A 15,505-nucleotide genomic window follows, 5' to 3' on the forward strand; every position below is an offset into this window, starting at 1 on the left:
GGCAGTGGCTCAACATCGTCAAAGCACCTGTCGTTAAAACCATTCCGGATATCCTGACCCGCGAAGAGATCGGCAGGATCATTCATGGCTGCCGGGAGCTCCGCTATCGCGTCTTTCTCTTCACCACCTATTCCATGGGGCTTCGCCTGGAAGAAGCTTTGTCTCTTCAGGTCGGTGATATCGATACCGGCCATATGAAGGTCCATATCCGTCGCGGTAAGGGGCATAAAGATCGTCTTGTCCCGTTGCCGAACCGCACCTTGGAAGCGTTACGTCTGCTCTGGCGTGAACACCAGCACCCAAAGTTGTTGTTTCCCAATTACCGGGGATCAATGGAAACGATCCGGCAGGCGACAAACCACATGAATAATGGCGGTGCTCAGCAGGCCATGAAGGCCGTTGTCACCTCCTGTGGAATTAAAAAAAAGTCTCGATCCACAGCCTCCGTCACAGTTTCGCAACCCACCTACTCGAATCCGGCTTAAGTTTGAGGCATATCCAGGCTCTGCTTGGTCATGCCAGTCCCACAACCACAGCCCGTTACACTCATCTCACCGATGTTGCCGAACTGGATAGCCAGGCAACGATCAATGCCTTGGTCAACTCACTGCAACTCAATCCGGCAGGGAGATAACTATGGACCTGGCCACTCTTGTTCACCAATATTATGATGTCTTCATGGCGCGGTTCGGCAAAACCATCCTGCCAGAACAACGCAAGGCCCTTGATGCGATTCTCCGTTGCCGAACGCCTGCTTCCGGGGAACTCTACGTGCAGTGCCCTGACTGCCATCATGGCCAATGGCGGCCTCTCTCCTGTGGTAACCGCCATTGCCCGCGCTGCCAAAATCACCTGACCAGTCTCTGGATCGACAAACAACGGGAAAAGCTCCTGCCTGTGCCCTATTTCATGGTGACCTTTACCTTGCCCTATCAGCTGCGTTCGTTGGCTTATCGTCACCAGGGAGAGGTTTATTCGCTCATGTTCCGGTGTGCTGCCCAAGTCCTGCGTTCATTCGCCCGCAATGCAAAATCTTTGGGCGCCGAGATCGGCATGACCATGGTCCTGCACACACATTCAAGGAGATTGGAATTTCACCCGCATATCCACGTCCTGATCCCTGGAGGTGGCATTGACCAACAGGCTCGGGTTTGGAAAAAGCTATCGGGGAAATATCTCTTCAACGGTTTTGCCTTGGCCAAAGCCTTTCGCGGTAAGTTCCTGGCCGGAGCAGATGCTATCGGCTTGCGCATCACAGACAAAGTCCCGAAAAAATGGGTTGTCCACTGCGACCATATGGGCACCGGCGCACCGGCCTTAAAATACCTCGCAAGGTATTTGTACCGAGGCGTGATTGGAGAAAAAAACATCATTGCCAATACCAACGGCGAAGTAACCTTTAGGTACCGGGACAGCGCAACCGGGACAATGCAGAAGAGGACGCTTAGGGGAGAAGAGTTTCTGCGTCTGCTTCTTCAACATGTCCTGCCAAACGGGTTTAGGCGACTGCGCGAATATGGATTTCTGCACGGGAATGCCAAGAAAATCCGTATGCTGGTCCAGTTGGTCCTGCACGTCGTTATCAGACCGCAGCCGCCCCGCCCCCGACCAGTGTTTACTTGCCCATGCTGCAATCAGCCGATGCGCATAGTGCGATTTAGAAATGACTATCGCCACCCCGGGTAACCTTTAAGCGAGACGCCGCTTCACCGTCAAGAAGACCACGGGAGGAAAACTCTTTTATGAGCAGCGAGCCGCTTTTTAACGCCTGATACAGGCGAATGCATTCCTACGTCCTGCGTTCAGCACTACCATTCTGGTAGTGCTTCCAGTATATTCCAGAGCAATATTTATTTCCTTTGAGAGGCCGGGCTTGTCCAACCCCGGATAAGATTGTGGTTCGTTCGTGCCTCACTCACACAATCTATCCTTATTCGTTAACCAATGTGTTAAATTTCTATTTGTTTTCATTAAGCAACAATTCTGCTATTTTTTTTAACTCCTTCGTGCGACTTTCCAGTTCATTTGAAAGTGCCAAATCGTTAGAGGCTATATGTCCTTTTCTGTGTTGAGGGTGAATGCAACGGTTCCTTAGATCTCGCAGATGTTTAAAATCATCTGATTTGAATTTAGGATCGTATTTTCCCATAAAAACAGAAATGTCAGAGTCTAAGGCATGCCCGTTAGTAGTGAAAAAGGTTTCGACGACTTTATAGAAACGCTCAAATTTGACAATTGGACTTTCAGTATTCAAAGCATCTGTAAAGTTGGAAAATGCTTGAGCATATTTAAACCCATTTTCATAGTCACTCGTATCTGCTGCGCCCAAAATAGAGTAAGGCATTTCGAGACTAGCCATGATACGTTTTCTAAACTTACTCCAATTTTCTTTTTCTTCTTCTGTTTCTGGGGTAACTGTTGTTTTAATATTGTCGATTCTACTCAAATCAAAAGATTTGAGCATAACTTGTAATTGTATTCTGTCGACCAAGTATTTTATAATTCGATAAGCTTTGTCACGTGTTTCTGGATAGCTTGGGTTTATAAGATCAGCTCTTTCCCATTTCATAGGTAGACCAGAAATTATAACTCTTATTTTTTTTAGATAATGATTCTCGTCGATATCAAAATATATGTACGCACCATCAATCTTCATTTGCTCTGACATTCCTGAGCTTTGCTCAAAGGCAACTTCAGATATTGGCTCAACGCTATATTCAATTATCATATCGCCCTTTTGGTTAACGACAAAGATCACCGGCGGAGCGCAGCGGAGTCCGTTGAATCTTTTGGTTCAGCTGAGTTTGCAGCGTCTTGATAAGTAAAAAATGCGGGAACAGGTCATTCCCAGCTACGCCGTGAGCGGTCTGTATCAGCAAACTTGCTATCCAGCCGCTCACGGCGTAGCTGGTAGCATATTTTGCCCTATTTTTCAATAGTTAGCGGATAAATTCCGGCTGAACAAGTGATTATCCGGAAGACTGATCGGAGCGACCTCAACGGACGTTCACGGTGTGGCCAGCCTTCCTTTTATATGAAATATATTAAAAAAAATCGAACATATAGCCTGCTGACTAAAACGAGACCGCGTGCCCGTTCTTCCGGGTAACATTACCAAAAATCATATTACCCAAATTTTTTCTCACGATACCGGAGCCTGTTATGCTGATTGTACCATAGCAGTAAATCTCTGATTCTCGGAGTCCCCATATTTCCAATTTATATGTACATTTCTTTCCGTGCGTTCGGCTAGTTTCATTTAACAGGAGAGCCACATCATCAGGCTGGCTCCAGGTCTTTAAAATGGGATTGGAGTATTGCCCGCAGCTCAGCGGAGATGGGCACAGATCTCTGGTTTTGAAAATCAAAATGAACCAGGGTGGTTTTTCCTTTGCAACAGTGCCGACCCTTTTGGTGCGCCTCCTGGTAGACCTCGAAACTTGAGGAGCCGATTCTGGAAATCCAGGTTTTGATGAGCACCTCGTGCTCCAGGTAGATCTGCGAGAGAAAGTCGACCTCAAAGCGGGCCAGAATAAGGTTCCAGTTCTTAAAGGTGAACTCGGGATTGAACAGCTTATACACCGGGTTGCGTGCCTGTTCAAACCACCGGGGTAAGATCGTGTTGTTCACATGTCCCAGGCCATCAACATCACCAAATTTAGGTACAACCGTTATCTCATACATTGTACTCTTTCCTCGTGTTTTCCATCTTGAATGCCTCACGGACCATCTCCACCGCGGCCAGGGCATCATCCGTATCGAAGATTTCAAAACAGACCAGGAGATCCTCACGGAAAAGAGGCTTGGCCAGTTCCAGGGTCTGCACATCCAGAGGCAGGTGGTCAAGCCTTCCGTCCGTGCCGGAGAGATGCAGCTCAACGATATGTGGGTGGAAATGTTCGGGCAGCGGTTCGCCCAAAAGGCTATGGGTGAGATCAAAGGTGTAGCGTGAATGGAATTCCACCCGGTCGGTCAGGTTTTCCATGGCCATGAGTTCCGGCCAGCGGAGTTGTTGCCAGCCCGGGAGGGGATGCAGGGTCATGTTCAGAAGGGGAAAACCGCTTGCAGCAAAGAAGTTGGCTGCGGCCAGGGCGTTTGCGGCTGTATCCGTGGGCAGGTGAAGACTGTACTCCAGATCAAATCCTGCCAGCTCATCAAGCCAGCGGCTGACCTTGTGTTGCCACTCCTGGTTCCAGGTATAAACCAGGAGTTCTATAAAGTCGGCTTTTCCGACAACAAGCCGTGCGTTATTGGGGAAATTTTCCCCTATAAGCCATGATGTGGTCCCCAATTTCATCGCGTGATTTCCCCAGGGCCTCAAATGTGCCCATTTCTTCGATCATACGCAGGGCAGCCTCAATAATGGAAAAAACCAGAGCGCACCCTGTGCCTTCTCCCAGGCGCATGTTCATATCGAGCATCGGTTCCAGTCCGGTGATCTCTTTGAGCAATTTGGCCCCCGGCTCAAAAGAGATGTGGGATGGAATCATATACTGGACCGCGTCAGGGTGTAGCCGTATGGCGGTCAGTGCGGCCACATTGGAAATGAGGCCATCGGTCACCACCGGAATCTTGCGCGCGGCACAGGCCAGGTACACGCCTGTTAAACCGGCGATGTCCAGCCCTCCCACCTTGGAGAGTACGTCAAGCGCATCTTTGGGATTGGGCTGGTGCTGGTCCACCGCCTGCTTAATGACCTGTTTTTTCTTCTCATAGGCCTCATCGGTCAAGCCCGCACCGCGACCAACAACCCGGTCGATCGGTGCCTGGGTGAAACCGTAGAGCACGGCGCTGGAGGCCGTGGTGTTGCCGATGCCTATCTCTCCTGTGCCGATGAGGTCGTAGCCGTCGTCGATGGCCTTGTTGGCGATCTCGATCCCCACTTCAATGGCCCGTTTGGCTTCTTCACGGGTCATGGCGGGCTCTTTGAGAAAATTGGCCGTGCCGTAGCGGATTTTTCGATCAACCACCTTGGGCAGATCCACATCGACCTGAATCCCCACATCCACTGCAATAATATCGGCCCCGGCATAATTTGCGAGAAAATTCACACCCATCCGACCCGAGGTCACAAAATCGGCGCCAATGCGGGTCACATCCTGGGGGTACATGGCAACCCCTTCGGAGTAGACTCCATTATCTGCCATCATCACGATAATGGCTTTTTTCTTGATCTTGTTATGGACCTGACCGGTGATACCGGCGATCTGGCGGGCGATATCTTCGAGTTTCCCCAAACTTCCTGGCGGCTTGAGGCAGTAGTCGATTTCCCGTTGGGCCTCGGCCATTATTTTTGCATCGGTTGGGCCAATGGCGGCCAGGGTTTGTTCAAGTAGTGGCATGGAGCGCTCCTAGCGGTAATTGAAGCGAGTCAGAATGGGGAGCTCCCCCATGAACTCGATTTCGGTGAGTGTGGCATTGTCGACTTTGAATTGCCAGTAACCTTTGGAAACAGATTCTGAGAAAAAATGGGCCAGGAGGGTGCGAATGCAGCCGCCATGGGAGACAACAGCAAGTCGTTTACCGGCATGTGATTGGACCATCTGTTCCACCATGGTAATCACCCGCTGCTTAAAACCGGCAAAGGATTCTGCTCCGGGAATCTGGGTCTGTTCCCAGTCTGTGAGCCACATCTCCCAGATATCGGGATATTGTTTGGCGATCTCTTTAAAATGCATGCCTTCCCAGTCGCCAAAATGGAATTCCTGGAGATTGGAGTCGGTGGTGATTTCGGCTGAGTCACCAAAGACGATGGAACCGGTCTCCAAGGTCCGGCTTAAAGGGCTTGCACAGATCAGGTCAACCTCGAGCCCCTGGGTACGTTGGTGCAGTTGCGCCGCCTGCGCCCGTCCTTTGTCGTTGAGCGGGGTATCGGTGCTTCCCATGAGTACACCTGTTTTGTTGGCCTCTGTTTCCCCATGGCGGATAATATAGAGGGTGGTGTTGGTCATAGAATGTATCTCCACACAAGGGTGATGATAAAAAAACTGAGTATTTCAGCAAGCTCGATGGAGGCGCCGATGGTGTCGCCGGTGATGCCGCCAAGGCGGTATTTGAGATATTGGGCAAACCCGGTTGCCAGAGCAATGGGGGGGAGGAGCAGGAGCATGGCCACCGCAGGGACAAGGTTTGCAGAGACGCCAAAAAGAGCCAGTAAAAGCAAAAGAAGAGCAAAGGAAAGAGCGGTCGCCGCCAGGGCCTGTGACAGCCCCATCTGGTTGACGTAATCGCCAATACCGCGGACATCTCGCGCATACCGGGCACAGGCCGAGTGCCAGGTCAGCGCGGTACGGCCCAGGATCGGGGTGGCGATTACGGCAAAGAGAGCTCCCTGCCCAGTAATTTGACTCAGCAAAACAAACTTGAGGAAAATAGTGAGGACCAGGGCAATAACGCCGTTGGTTCCAAGGGTGGAGTCCCGCATGATTTCCAGCATCCGTTCACGACTGCGGTAGCTGAAGAGGCCATCGGCGGTATCGGCGATACCATCGAGATGCAGTCCACCGGTGACGGTGATGAGCATGATCACCGAAAACAGGGCTGCGGTTTCCCTGCTCAGACAGGTGTCGGCGAGAAAAAAAATCAGCGCGCCAGGAAGTGCGGCCAACATCCCCACCAACGGCATCCATTTCATCCCCTGGACAAAATGGGTGGCTGTAAACTCAACCGTAATCGGGATGGGGAAGCGGGTCATGAACTGAATCATGAGGATGAGCGCTTTCATTGGTTGGCTCCCTTGACCTGCATCGGAATCCCTGAGACCACAAGAAAGACGTCGTCTGCAGCGGCAGCCATGCGCTGGTTGACCCGGCCGGCACAGTCGCGGAAAAAACGGGAGAGGGGGGCAAGGGGAACGATACCATAGCCGACCTCGTTGGTGACCGCCACAAGGTCGGCCTTGCTTTTGGAGGCGGCCGCAAGCAGGGAACTCACCTGAGCAAGAATATCCGTTTCGATCTGGTTGAGCTGGTCGACCGAAGGCTGGTCCCAGTCGATATCATGGGTGAGGATGCGATTGGTTATCATCACCGTCATGCAATCGAGCAGCAGGGCATCGAACTGGTTGCCGTGCTCCAAGAGCGCTTGCGCAGGGTTTGTTGGTGTTTCAAAGGTCTGCCAGGCTGATGGGCGTTGCAAGCGGTGCTTGGCGATCCGGTCTTCCATCTCGGCATCGAAGGGGCGGGCGGTGGCAATATAGCCGATTTTTTGTCCACGTTGGGCAATCAATTCTTCGGCAAAGGAGCTTTTGCCGCTTCTTGCCCCTCCGGTAATCAGGGTCAGGCGTCCCATTCGAGCACCTCGGGAAGTTGCCGGGAGCTGGAATGCTTGCACGGCAATATTGCAGAGACAACGTGTATCGCCAGGAAAAGGCGTGGCGTGTGGCGGCGCCTTGTCTTTTCCGCGAAGACACAGGTTAACGAGGAGTATCTGGCTTATCCACCTTGGGCGGAATTACAGTTGCGGGACAGCACGGGATTTGCGCCCGTTTCCTCCAATACGGCGGTGTCCGGCTTCTCGCCGACACGCAGCAAAGGTATATATCGGATTTGTACTGAAAAAGATAGGGGGCAATTGAGCAGACTCAACGAGAAGCGGCTCAGTGCCCCCTAAATCCTGGAAGTTTTTTGTTCATTCTGCCCCTTGTTCAGGCGATGCCTTTCAATCGCCCGCCTGTTTGGGCTGCACGGGGAGGTGCGATACGGGCGGGTGACGTTTTCTGCTTGGTTATCGACCGATCAGCAGCCTTCCAGCAAATATTTTTTATATTTCACTGCTTTCTGACTTTTCTTCCGTTCTTTCCGGTCAAGCTGTTGTTCAAGAGCATGGAGATAGGTGCTGGTCTCTTCAAGTTCTTTGCTGATCCTTTTGCCATGGACCTTGGCATTGCGGAGATTTTGCAGGCTTTTATGGAGAATCCGCTTGGCACTGGTAACATCACCTTTGTCATAGATTTGCGCGGCCTTATCTCTGGCATAATGGGCCTCAAAAACTTTGGTTCGTTCGGTGATCGTCCAATCGCGTGCTTTTTCAATGGCTTGGCCAAAGGTCCCATAGCGAAGCGACATGGGCAGTGTTTGGCTGATGGCTGTGGCCTGGCCCGGTTGCTGATACTCCATGCGCACCTGACCGATGTTCTGATCCCCCTTATCGAGAACGGGAGTTGCAATTCGGATGTGAATCCTTCTTCGTTCACCGACTGAGAGATCGCCTGCCTGGATGGTAAGTGTATTCCCGTGGATTTGATAACTATTGGCATAGACTTCACGGACCACTGCGGCAGGATGAAGCTGCACCTCAAGTTCAACATCCTTGGCAACTATTTCCCGGGTTGCCCGAAAGGCTTGGGCAAGGATCTCCTTGCTGCGCGCGGGTTCGTCAATAAAGTAATACATGCCGCGTCCTCGCTCGGAAAGTTCGGCCATCAAGGTCTCATTGAAGTCCAACCCCACGCCGAAGGTTGAAAGCGAGATACCGTTGTGCTGCTCCATCTCCACCCAATCGCCCAGTCGTCGAGGATTTGTCTCCCCCATATTGGCCAGTCCGTCGGAGAGCAGAAAGATGCGGTTGATCACGCTGGTATCAAGGTGACGATGCAGTTGGCGATATCCATGCCTGAGGCCCGCTGAGAGATGCGTGTTGCCCCCGGGGCGCAGGGCGTCAATCAACCGATGGGCGTGCCGCAAGCTTTCAACCGGTTCCAAGGGGATGTGCACCGTGGCGTAACTGTTGTAGGTGATTAAGGCAAAGCGATCGCCAGGCTGGAGCTTGTCGAGAATATTGTGCGCTGCCGATTTAACGGTTTCCAGTTTTCCTTCCTGGCCCATGGAGCCTGAAGTGTCGATCACCAAGGCAATATTGAGAGGAATACGAGCAAGGGCGGGTTGGGAGGAGAGGTGTTTCGGGGTGGTCACCAGGAGTTCAAGGACTCTTTCTCCTTTTGTGTTGGCCTCTGCCTGCGGATTGTCAAAGCGTGCCTGCAATTGGAGCCCATCTGCTGCTGTGGCATATCCCCGTTGCACGGGAACGAGCATCAATGCCAGGGTGGCAAAGAACAGAAGGGGGGGAAAGGGGGTTTTTTGCGTCCATCTGCGTAACAGGTTCATATTCACCTCCGTGTTGAGCAAAATCGAAACTGGATTTCAGGCAATCCTCCGCCTTTTTGTGCATCATACCCGTGTCGATGAATTGTAAAACCGGAGATGGGGTGATATCAATAGATGTCAATATGTAGTTGTTTGATTTTAAAGGGAAAGTATATGGGGTCAACAGCCTTCAAGCATCTTGCGTTTCAGAGGGGATGGAGCGATGGTGAAGGCATTGCTTATCCCGGTTTGGTCCTTGAAAAGGACTTCAGCCCGAATCCGGTGACGGTCGACGGGCTTTTCCAGGGTGATGCTGATGTTCAGTCGTCCTGATTCCGCCTCACTCAACAACCATTTGACGATGCCGGTTGTTTCATCGTAACTGCTGAAATGGGGTGTTGTTTGAAGAATTTTTGTCTGGGGGGGCAGATATTGGACAACGATAACCGCACTGGGGCGTTGCTGGGGAAGAGTAATTTTGTGCAAAATTCTGGTGCCATGCACCGTATACCGACCGGCAATTTCCTGCTGATCTTTGGCGTGGGAGAAGCACGCCAGTCCATCTATGAGCAAAAGAATGACCGTGATGGTACACAGGAGGAACATTGTGTGGAGTTTTGATCTCGCCCTATTCATAGTTTTCTGTTCCTTTATCAAAAGATTTCCTTGAAAATACAGCGCTCCAGCGTATCAATGTCTGTTGTCCGAGTGCCGCATGTTTCCTCTATGGGGAAGAATCAGAATGCGCTTTTGCTGAGGGTCCCATTGGTAGCCTTCGCCAGCCCATATAGCCTTGATTTCTGCCAGATCGATTCCAAGCTGTTCTCCGTTGGGAAACAGGTCATAGACGGAAAGCATCTCGTAATCGTCGATACGGTGATCTTGATTCTCATCTGCCCAATGGTAGGGGGCTATTTTCGTCTCTTCCATGCCTTGTACCTCTGTTTCTTTGGAACCACGGGGGCCGGTAACAAGGTTGCCGGTAATTTCGAGTGAGTGGCCCATGTCGTGCAATGCGGGTTGCACCAGGTAGGTGATGGACCTCGTTCCTGTACTCTGGTTGGTCAGCATCCATTTGAGTTGGTGGGTGCTGTGTCCGGCATTCATGCATGCCGGAAGAGAGGCGATAAGTTCGCTGTGATCGGGGAGTTGTTCCCGCAACATCAACGGATGGAGTGTGCTGCCGGACTCGATTCTGACCAGTACAGGGAAGATCTGGCCAGGCAGGACGCAGCTTGGGATATAGCGGGAGGCAACAAGGGGGGAGGTGGGAACGGACTGTAGCCACATGCGTGCGAGTACAAAAAAAAGCAGAGTGCCAAGGCCCAGGATCAGAGCAACCAAGGGAGGATGTTTACTCCATCGGGCCACCTTGCCCCAGGGGATAGTGGAGGGGAGGGAAGATGGCTCGTTTTCTGGCAATGGTGGAGCAGGAGAGGGGGTTTTGAGTAAATCCGTGAGGGAAACATTGAGGACCTCGGCCAGTTTTTCCGCATTTTCTCGTTTAATGGTCGGATACTTTTTATTTTCCCAGCGAGAAATGGTTTCCGTGGTCACCTCGACGCTGGTCGCCAAAAAGAGCTGCGTGAGTTTTTGCTGCTCCCGTATACGGCGCAATTTTTGGCTATCGAGGGTACAGGTTCCGTTTTCCATGAGTTAGAGCGTGAGTGGACAGAGGCGTTGAATGAATAGCATAGCGGTGCATCTCTACATTCCTGAACAGACACGAGTATAGCGCATTCAACGAAACTCATACACCAATCTTGTTCCCAATTCAGGAGAAGCTGTTCAATCCGTGAAGCAGGTTAGCGTTGTTTATTGAGATAAGGAGGGCGTTGGGTCAATGGCAGGCAAAAAAGGTGACATAGTTGCCGACCTTGGCAATACCGGCGTAGCGAATCTCCGCATTGAGCATGTTGACATCATGCCCCCGGGATGTGCGCCAGGCATCAAACTGTTTCAGCGGTGCGCTGTGATTGTAGCCCACATTTTCTACACAGCTGCGACTGCCGGATTGGCGAAAACGTGATTTAAAGTCGGCATGGCTCAACCGCTTTTGACGGAACATGGCAAAACTGTGTCTGCGGGCAAGTCGGGTTAGCTGTGTTTTGAGCCGCAAAGGCGGCAGACCGGAGTAGGTTCGGTAGGTATTGATCTGGTTGAAGAGGGTCATTTCGTAAGGAGGAAGACCATGGCTGCTGATGGAGCGACTGGTGCTTACGGCTGGGAAGCAGAAGAACACCAGGAACAAGGCGAGAGGTATTCTTAAATTATACATATTTTTCAAGTTGTTATTGGTGTTGTCCGAAGTTGTGGATGGGGAGGGAAAGGCTTTTTTCCCTAGCCCTTTTCCATACTCTTCGGTGTTCGTGGCACAAATGTATACCTGAAATCGTGAGGACGTAAGGTAAGAGCTAAAATTTTTTTTGCAGGCTGAAAAATCGGGAATGCGTTGCAATTATTAGTTTTTTAACTGACTGAATTTAATAATTTTTCCCACATTGTTAAGAAGCATTTCCTCATGTGTTCCCCTTGATGGCGTATTCCGAAAATGTGTCAGTAGGGTTGTGAGTTGGCCATATATTTCATATAATAAAGGTTTATGCATGTAAATATAGATAAACATTGTTAGACCGGGAGCCATTTTGAAACTACGAGTGAAAGATCTCTATAAAGTTTTTGGCGCCAACCCGGAAAAGGGCGTTGCCGCAGCCAAGAAGGGCATGAGTAAGGATGAAATCATGTCCCGCTATAAGTTGGCTGTTGGCGTAAACGACGTCAGTTTTGAGGTAGGCGCCTCTGAAATTTTAGTCATCATGGGGTTGTCCGGAAGCGGTAAGTCCACCCTGGTGCGTTGTATCAATCGTCTGATTGAGCCAACCGCCGGGCTGGTGGAAATCGATGGAATCGATGTCACCAAACTCTCAGAAAACGAGTTGCGACTGCTTCGGATGCAAAAAGTGGGCATGGTTTTTCAGAATTTTGCCCTTTTCCCCCATCGAACTGTACAAAAAAATGTCGAATACGGCCTGGAGATCCAGGGCGTACCGATTGAGGAACGTGCAGAAAAAGCAAAAAACGCTATTGACCTGGTTGGATTGGCCGGCTGGGAAGACTATCGCCCTGAAAATCTCAGTGGTGGTATGCAGCAGCGTGTTGGCCTGGCCAGAGCCTTGGCTTCAGGAGCCGATATTCTGCTCATGGACGAGGCTTTCAGTGCCCTTGATCCACTGATTAAGAGGGAGATGCAGGATGAATTGCTTGCCCTGCAGGGGCGTGTCGGCAAGACCATCATCTTCATCACCCACGACCTGGACGAGGCGCTGAAGCTTGGCGATCGTATCATTATTATGAAAGACGGTCGTGCTGTGCAGGTTGGTACACCTGAGGAAATTCTCACCAACCCTGCTAACGACTACGTAGAAAAATTCGTGCAGGATGTTGATATCACCAAGGTCCTCACGGTTTCACGCGTCATGCGTAAAGCGATCAGCGTAACCTACCCAAAGGACGGGCCTAAAACCACGGTCCATAAAATGAAAGAAGAGGGGCTCTCTCGCCTGATGGTGGTCGGGAAAGATCGTAAGTTCCTTGGAGTGGTCGAGGTTAAAGAGGTCACCGCAGCTATCAAACGGGGGGAAACTACCCTGGAGCATGTCATGGACAAGGATGTGCCCATTGTTCATCCCGATGACAACGTCGGGATTCTTTTCCCCGAAACAAAATATCCTGTTGCCGTGGTAAACGACGAGAATAAATTGGTAGGCATTGTCAAACGAGGATCGCTCCTCTCCGGCATTGCTGATTTTGGAGGAACCGATGGAAATGTATAAGATTCCGATCGGAGCATGGATTGAGCAGGTTATTGAGTTTTTGACCGATCACGTTGCCTTCCTTACCCATATCATATCCTCAATTATTGAATCTGGTCTTGACCTCTTTGTTGAGTGGGTCCTCTTTGTACCCCCCTGGCTGGTTATCATTGTTTTGGCCATTTCAGCCGGTTTGCTTTCCAACCGGCGCATAGCCATAGGCACCTTACTTGGGCTTGGGCTTATCTGGAACCTTGGGCTTTGGGAGGCCACCGTCGCAACGCTGGCTCTGGTCCTGATCTCAACCTGCTTCTCTGTCCTTGTTGGCGTTCCCTTCGGCATCCTTTCCGCCCTCTCTCCCATGGTGCGGAAAATTGTGATGCCTGTCCTTGACTTCATGCAGACCATGCCAGCCTTTGTCTATCTGATTCCAGCCATTCCATTCTTTGGCTTGGGGCCGGTTGCCGCCATTTTCACGACCATGGTTTTTGCCATGCCTCCGGCGATTCGCATGACCTGCTTGGGAATTCAGCAGGTTCCAGAGAATCTGATTGAGGCCGCCGATGCCTTTGGTTCTACCACCAATCAAAAGCTGTTCAAGCTCCAGTTGCCCCTGGCAGCTCCGACTATTATGGCCGGAATCAATCAGACAATCATGCTGTCCTTGTCCATGGTCGTCATCGCAGCCATGATCGGTGCCGGTGGCTTGGGCGGTGAAGTCTGGCGCGCCATTCAGCGTCTGTGGATGGGGCGTGGCTTTGAGGCGGGCATAGCGGTTGTTATTATAGCTATGATTCTTGATAGAACCACGCAGAACATCAATGTAAGTAAACTTTGGAGGAAAGGATGAAACGTCTGCTGAAAATTTGTACAGTTTTAGTTGCAGTAAGTTGCATGCTGGCAAGCCCTGTTTTTGCCAAAAAAACCGCCCGTATCGCCTATGTTGAGTGGGCCCGCGCCGTCGCCATTACCCATGTTGCTGGAGAAATCCTGAAAAAAGAGGGGTATAAGGTCAAGCTGCAGTCGGTCGCTACCGCTGCCATGTGGGCCTCTGTCGCCACAGGTGATTCTGATGCTCTGCTTTGTGCCTGGCTGCCGGTAACCCATGCAGATCTCTATGCCGAGTATAAAGACAAAGTCGTCGACCTGGGACCGAACTACACCGGCGCAAAGCTCGGCCTTGTTGCTCCTGCCTATGTTGGCATCAACTCAATTGCCGAGATGAAAGATCATCTCAAAGAGTTTGATGGTAAGATTATCGGTATTGACCCAGGGGCGGGTATGTCTAAATCAATTGAAAAGGCCATTGCCGAGAACACCTCGGGACTGGGCAAATTTAAGTACATTAGCGGCAGCGACGCCATTATGGTGGCTAGCTTGGCTCAGGCGATCAAGAATAAAGAGTGGATTGTTGTTCCCGGCTGGCAGCCGCACTGGATGTTTGGTCAGTGGAAGTTGAAAATTCTTGATGATCCGGACGGAATTTTCGGTAGCGAGGAGACCATCAACACCGTCGTTCGTGGTGGACTTGAAAAAGAGGATCCTGAACTGTTTGCCTTCTTCAAGAAGATTGACTGGAAACAGCTACCCATGGATACCGTCTTGTTGGACAACAAAAAAGGTATGGATCCACGAAAAAGTGCCAAAAAGTATGTCGAGGCAAACTGGGATAAAATTGAGGCTATGCTGAAAAAGTAAGCCTGAAATCTTTCTGCTGCTTTAGTTTTTTGGCCCTCTCTGCTGGTATAGCAGGGAGGGCTTTTTTTTTGTCTAGGCTGCCCCCGTATCAGAGGAATGTTGGCCGAATGTGGCCTGTGTGCTGGGACTAGAAGGAGTGAGGGGTGGTTGGAAGAGTTTGTTGTGATCTTGTTTCGATAAACGAGGAATGTAATGATAAGCCCCTGTCGAACTTCATCTGGTTACAGATACAACTCTGCTGCAGTGTACAAATGTTAATGGCAATGAAAAAATGTACCAGTTATGGCGAAGTAAAAGTGTACCACCTGGTTGATTATTATGTCTGAATATCGTTGTCGTCAGTCTGTTGTTTCTGTTCTTTGAATATTTGTTTTGAGATGGAGTGTCCCCTCAGTCGGTAGCTGTGGCCTTTAATGTTAATGACCTTACTGTGGTGGAGAAGCCTGTCGAGGATAGCGGTAGCGATTACCGGATCACCGAAAAGTTCCTGCCAGTCACCGAAGCTTTTGTTGGAGGTGATGATGGTCGAACTTCGTTCATAGCGATGAGAGACGAACTGGAAGAAGAGGTATGCCTCCTGGGTGGTGACGGGGATGTAGCCGACTTCATCGACGACCACCAGGCTTGAGCTGAGATAGGCTTTCTGCCGGGTCGCGCCTTCTTTGAGTTTCTTAATCAGGGTGTCCATGGTGGTGAAATAGACCTTGAAGCCATGGTGACAAGCCTTGATCGCAAGCGAGATGGCAAGATGAGTCTTACCATTATGTAAAGCTTTACATAATGGCAATTATGCCAAGTTCTTAGTTATGTAAAGTAATGAAGCTATTACCTTTTCAATTCAAATAATAACACACAATCACTTTCCATAATAATATCCTTCAAACCCTTACAAAGGAGGAGGATATGGAAAGA

Annotated in this window: 16 protein-coding genes, 1 pseudogene and 1 riboswitch; of the genes and pseudogenes, 5 read left to right on the forward strand and 12 right to left on the reverse strand. The window is 50.6% G+C overall.

Annotation, left to right across the window (positions count from 1 at the left end):
- The first annotated feature begins 80 nt into the window (after nucleotides 1–80).
- Nucleotides 81–634 (forward strand): annotated as a pseudogene (locus JWJ90_RS21180) (tyrosine-type recombinase/integrase).
- Between the two features lie 2 nt (nucleotides 635–636).
- Nucleotides 637–1,686, forward strand: coding sequence for an IS91 family transposase (locus tag JWJ90_RS21190; protein WP_205229219.1), 1,050 nt, complete (start codon nucleotides 637–639; stop codon nucleotides 1,684–1,686).
- Between the two features lie 271 nt (nucleotides 1,687–1,957).
- On the opposite strand, the gene JWJ90_RS21195 is transcribed toward JWJ90_RS21190, so the two are convergent.
- The 11 genes from JWJ90_RS21195 to JWJ90_RS21245 all read right to left on the reverse strand — a co-directional run bounded on the left by JWJ90_RS21195 (nucleotide 1,958) and on the right by JWJ90_RS21245 (nucleotide 11,361).
- Complete coding sequence (locus tag JWJ90_RS21195; RefSeq protein ID WP_205229220.1) at nucleotides 1,958–2,728, reverse strand: hypothetical protein; 771 nt, start codon at nucleotides 2,726–2,728, stop codon at nucleotides 1,958–1,960.
- Between the two features lie 551 nt (nucleotides 2,729–3,279).
- Nucleotides 3,280–3,684, reverse strand: coding sequence for an acyl-CoA thioesterase (locus tag JWJ90_RS21200; RefSeq protein WP_205229221.1), 405 nt, complete (start codon nucleotides 3,682–3,684; stop codon nucleotides 3,280–3,282).
- A complete protein-coding gene (locus tag JWJ90_RS21205; protein ID WP_205229222.1) occupies nucleotides 3,677–4,297 on the reverse strand; it encodes a hypothetical protein in 621 nt (206 codons plus the stop codon). Before JWJ90_RS21205 ends, JWJ90_RS21200 begins: the two co-directional genes overlap by 8 nt.
- Nucleotides 4,248–5,342 (reverse strand): nicotinate-nucleotide--dimethylbenzimidazole phosphoribosyltransferase, encoded by a 1,095-nt coding sequence (gene cobT / locus JWJ90_RS21210; RefSeq protein ID WP_205229223.1) that lies wholly within the window; start codon nucleotides 5,340–5,342, stop codon nucleotides 4,248–4,250. Before cobT ends, JWJ90_RS21205 begins: the two co-directional genes overlap by 50 nt.
- Before the next feature lie 9 nt (nucleotides 5,343–5,351).
- Nucleotides 5,352–5,951 (reverse strand): alpha-ribazole phosphatase, encoded by a 600-nt coding sequence (gene cobC, locus JWJ90_RS21215; protein WP_205229224.1) that lies wholly within the window; start codon nucleotides 5,949–5,951, stop codon nucleotides 5,352–5,354.
- Complete coding sequence (gene cobS, locus JWJ90_RS21220) at nucleotides 5,948–6,724, reverse strand: adenosylcobinamide-GDP ribazoletransferase (RefSeq protein WP_205229225.1); 777 nt, start codon at nucleotides 6,722–6,724, stop codon at nucleotides 5,948–5,950. Before cobS ends, cobC begins: the two co-directional genes overlap by 4 nt.
- Nucleotides 6,721–7,290: a bifunctional adenosylcobinamide kinase/adenosylcobinamide-phosphate guanylyltransferase gene (cobU, locus tag JWJ90_RS21225; protein ID WP_205229226.1), complete on the reverse strand. Its 570-nt coding sequence runs from the start codon at nucleotides 7,288–7,290 to the stop codon at nucleotides 6,721–6,723. The genes cobS and cobU overlap by 4 nt, the downstream gene beginning before the upstream one ends.
- A gap of 112 nt (nucleotides 7,291–7,402) precedes the next feature.
- Nucleotides 7,403–7,535, reverse strand: a riboswitch (cobalamin riboswitch).
- 201 nt (nucleotides 7,536–7,736) lie between these two features.
- A complete protein-coding gene (locus JWJ90_RS21230) occupies nucleotides 7,737–9,104 on the reverse strand; it encodes a vWA domain-containing protein (RefSeq protein ID WP_205229227.1) in 1,368 nt (455 codons plus the stop codon).
- Nucleotides 9,105–9,263: 159 nt separating this feature from the next.
- Nucleotides 9,264–9,719: a hypothetical protein gene (locus JWJ90_RS21235; protein ID WP_205229228.1), complete on the reverse strand. Its 456-nt coding sequence runs from the start codon at nucleotides 9,717–9,719 to the stop codon at nucleotides 9,264–9,266.
- 54 nt (nucleotides 9,720–9,773) lie between these two features.
- Nucleotides 9,774–10,736, reverse strand: coding sequence for a helix-turn-helix transcriptional regulator (locus tag JWJ90_RS21240; RefSeq protein WP_205229229.1), 963 nt, complete (start codon nucleotides 10,734–10,736; stop codon nucleotides 9,774–9,776).
- Between the two features lie 187 nt (nucleotides 10,737–10,923).
- On the reverse strand, nucleotides 10,924–11,361 hold the full coding sequence (locus JWJ90_RS21245; RefSeq protein WP_205229230.1) for a CAP domain-containing protein: 438 nt from the start codon (nucleotides 11,359–11,361) through the stop codon (nucleotides 10,924–10,926).
- A gap of 367 nt (nucleotides 11,362–11,728) precedes the next feature.
- Here JWJ90_RS21245 and JWJ90_RS21250 point away from each other — a divergent pair, with 367 nt between their 5' ends.
- Genes JWJ90_RS21250 through JWJ90_RS21260 form a run of 3 tightly spaced genes read left to right on the forward strand, consistent with a single transcriptional unit; the run spans nucleotide 11,729 to nucleotide 14,593 of the window.
- The gene (locus JWJ90_RS21250; RefSeq protein WP_240195090.1) at nucleotides 11,729–12,916 is read left to right on the forward strand and encodes a quaternary amine ABC transporter ATP-binding protein; all 1,188 of its coding nucleotides are present in this window, start codon (nucleotides 11,729–11,731) and stop codon (nucleotides 12,914–12,916) included.
- Entirely contained in the window at nucleotides 12,903–13,745 is an 843-nt protein-coding gene (locus JWJ90_RS21255; protein ID WP_205229231.1) for an ABC transporter permease, read from the forward strand. The genes JWJ90_RS21250 and JWJ90_RS21255 overlap by 14 nt, the downstream gene beginning before the upstream one ends.
- Nucleotides 13,742–14,593, forward strand: a complete 852-nt coding sequence (locus JWJ90_RS21260; RefSeq protein ID WP_205229232.1) for a glycine betaine ABC transporter substrate-binding protein — start codon at nucleotides 13,742–13,744, stop codon at nucleotides 14,591–14,593. The genes JWJ90_RS21255 and JWJ90_RS21260 overlap by 4 nt, the downstream gene beginning before the upstream one ends.
- Before the next feature lie 316 nt (nucleotides 14,594–14,909).
- Here the strand turns inward: JWJ90_RS21260 and JWJ90_RS21265 are convergent, their stop codons facing one another.
- A complete protein-coding gene (locus JWJ90_RS21265; RefSeq protein WP_275889157.1) occupies nucleotides 14,910–15,380 on the reverse strand; it encodes an ATP-binding protein in 471 nt (156 codons plus the stop codon).
- Nucleotides 15,381–15,505: the final 125 nt, after the last annotated feature.

The sequence above is a fragment of the Desulfobulbus rhabdoformis genome, from assembly GCF_016919065.1.
In the GTDB taxonomy this organism is placed as follows: domain Bacteria; phylum Desulfobacterota; class Desulfobulbia; order Desulfobulbales; family Desulfobulbaceae; genus Desulfobulbus; species Desulfobulbus rhabdoformis.

Excerpts from the sequence above, each read along its gene's own strand:
- cobU (WP_205229226.1), bottom strand. The coding sequence starts at position 7,290 with ATGGGACGCCTGACCCTGATTACCGGAGGGGCAAGAAGCGGCAAAAGC.
- JWJ90_RS21245 (WP_205229230.1), bottom strand. The coding sequence starts at position 11,361 with ATGTATAATTTAAGAATACCTCTCGCCTTGTTCCTGGTGTTCTTCTGC.
- JWJ90_RS21190 (WP_205229219.1), top strand. The coding sequence starts at position 637 with ATGGACCTGGCCACTCTTGTTCACCAATATTATGATGTCTTCATGGCG.
- cobS (WP_205229225.1), bottom strand. The coding sequence starts at position 6,724 with ATGAAAGCGCTCATCCTCATGATTCAGTTCATGACCCGCTTCCCCATC.
- JWJ90_RS21230 (WP_205229227.1), bottom strand. The coding sequence starts at position 9,104 with ATGAACCTGTTACGCAGATGGACGCAAAAAACCCCCTTTCCCCCCCTT.
- JWJ90_RS21240 (WP_205229229.1), bottom strand. The coding sequence starts at position 10,736 with ATGGAAAACGGAACCTGTACCCTCGATAGCCAAAAATTGCGCCGTATA.
- JWJ90_RS21235 (WP_205229228.1), bottom strand. The coding sequence starts at position 9,719 with ATGAATAGGGCGAGATCAAAACTCCACACAATGTTCCTCCTGTGTACC.
- cobC (WP_205229224.1), bottom strand. The coding sequence starts at position 5,951 with ATGACCAACACCACCCTCTATATTATCCGCCATGGGGAAACAGAGGCC.
- JWJ90_RS21260 (WP_205229232.1), top strand. The coding sequence starts at position 13,742 with ATGAAACGTCTGCTGAAAATTTGTACAGTTTTAGTTGCAGTAAGTTGC.
- cobT (WP_205229223.1), bottom strand. The coding sequence starts at position 5,342 with ATGCCACTACTTGAACAAACCCTGGCCGCCATTGGCCCAACCGATGCA.
- JWJ90_RS21205 (WP_205229222.1), bottom strand. The coding sequence starts at position 4,297 with ATGAAATTGGGGACCACATCATGGCTTATAGGGGAAAATTTCCCCAAT.
- JWJ90_RS21195 (WP_205229220.1), bottom strand. The coding sequence starts at position 2,728 with ATGATAATTGAATATAGCGTTGAGCCAATATCTGAAGTTGCCTTTGAG.
- JWJ90_RS21255 (WP_205229231.1), top strand. The coding sequence starts at position 12,903 with ATGGAAATGTATAAGATTCCGATCGGAGCATGGATTGAGCAGGTTATT.
- JWJ90_RS21200 (WP_205229221.1), bottom strand. The coding sequence starts at position 3,684 with ATGTATGAGATAACGGTTGTACCTAAATTTGGTGATGTTGATGGCCTG.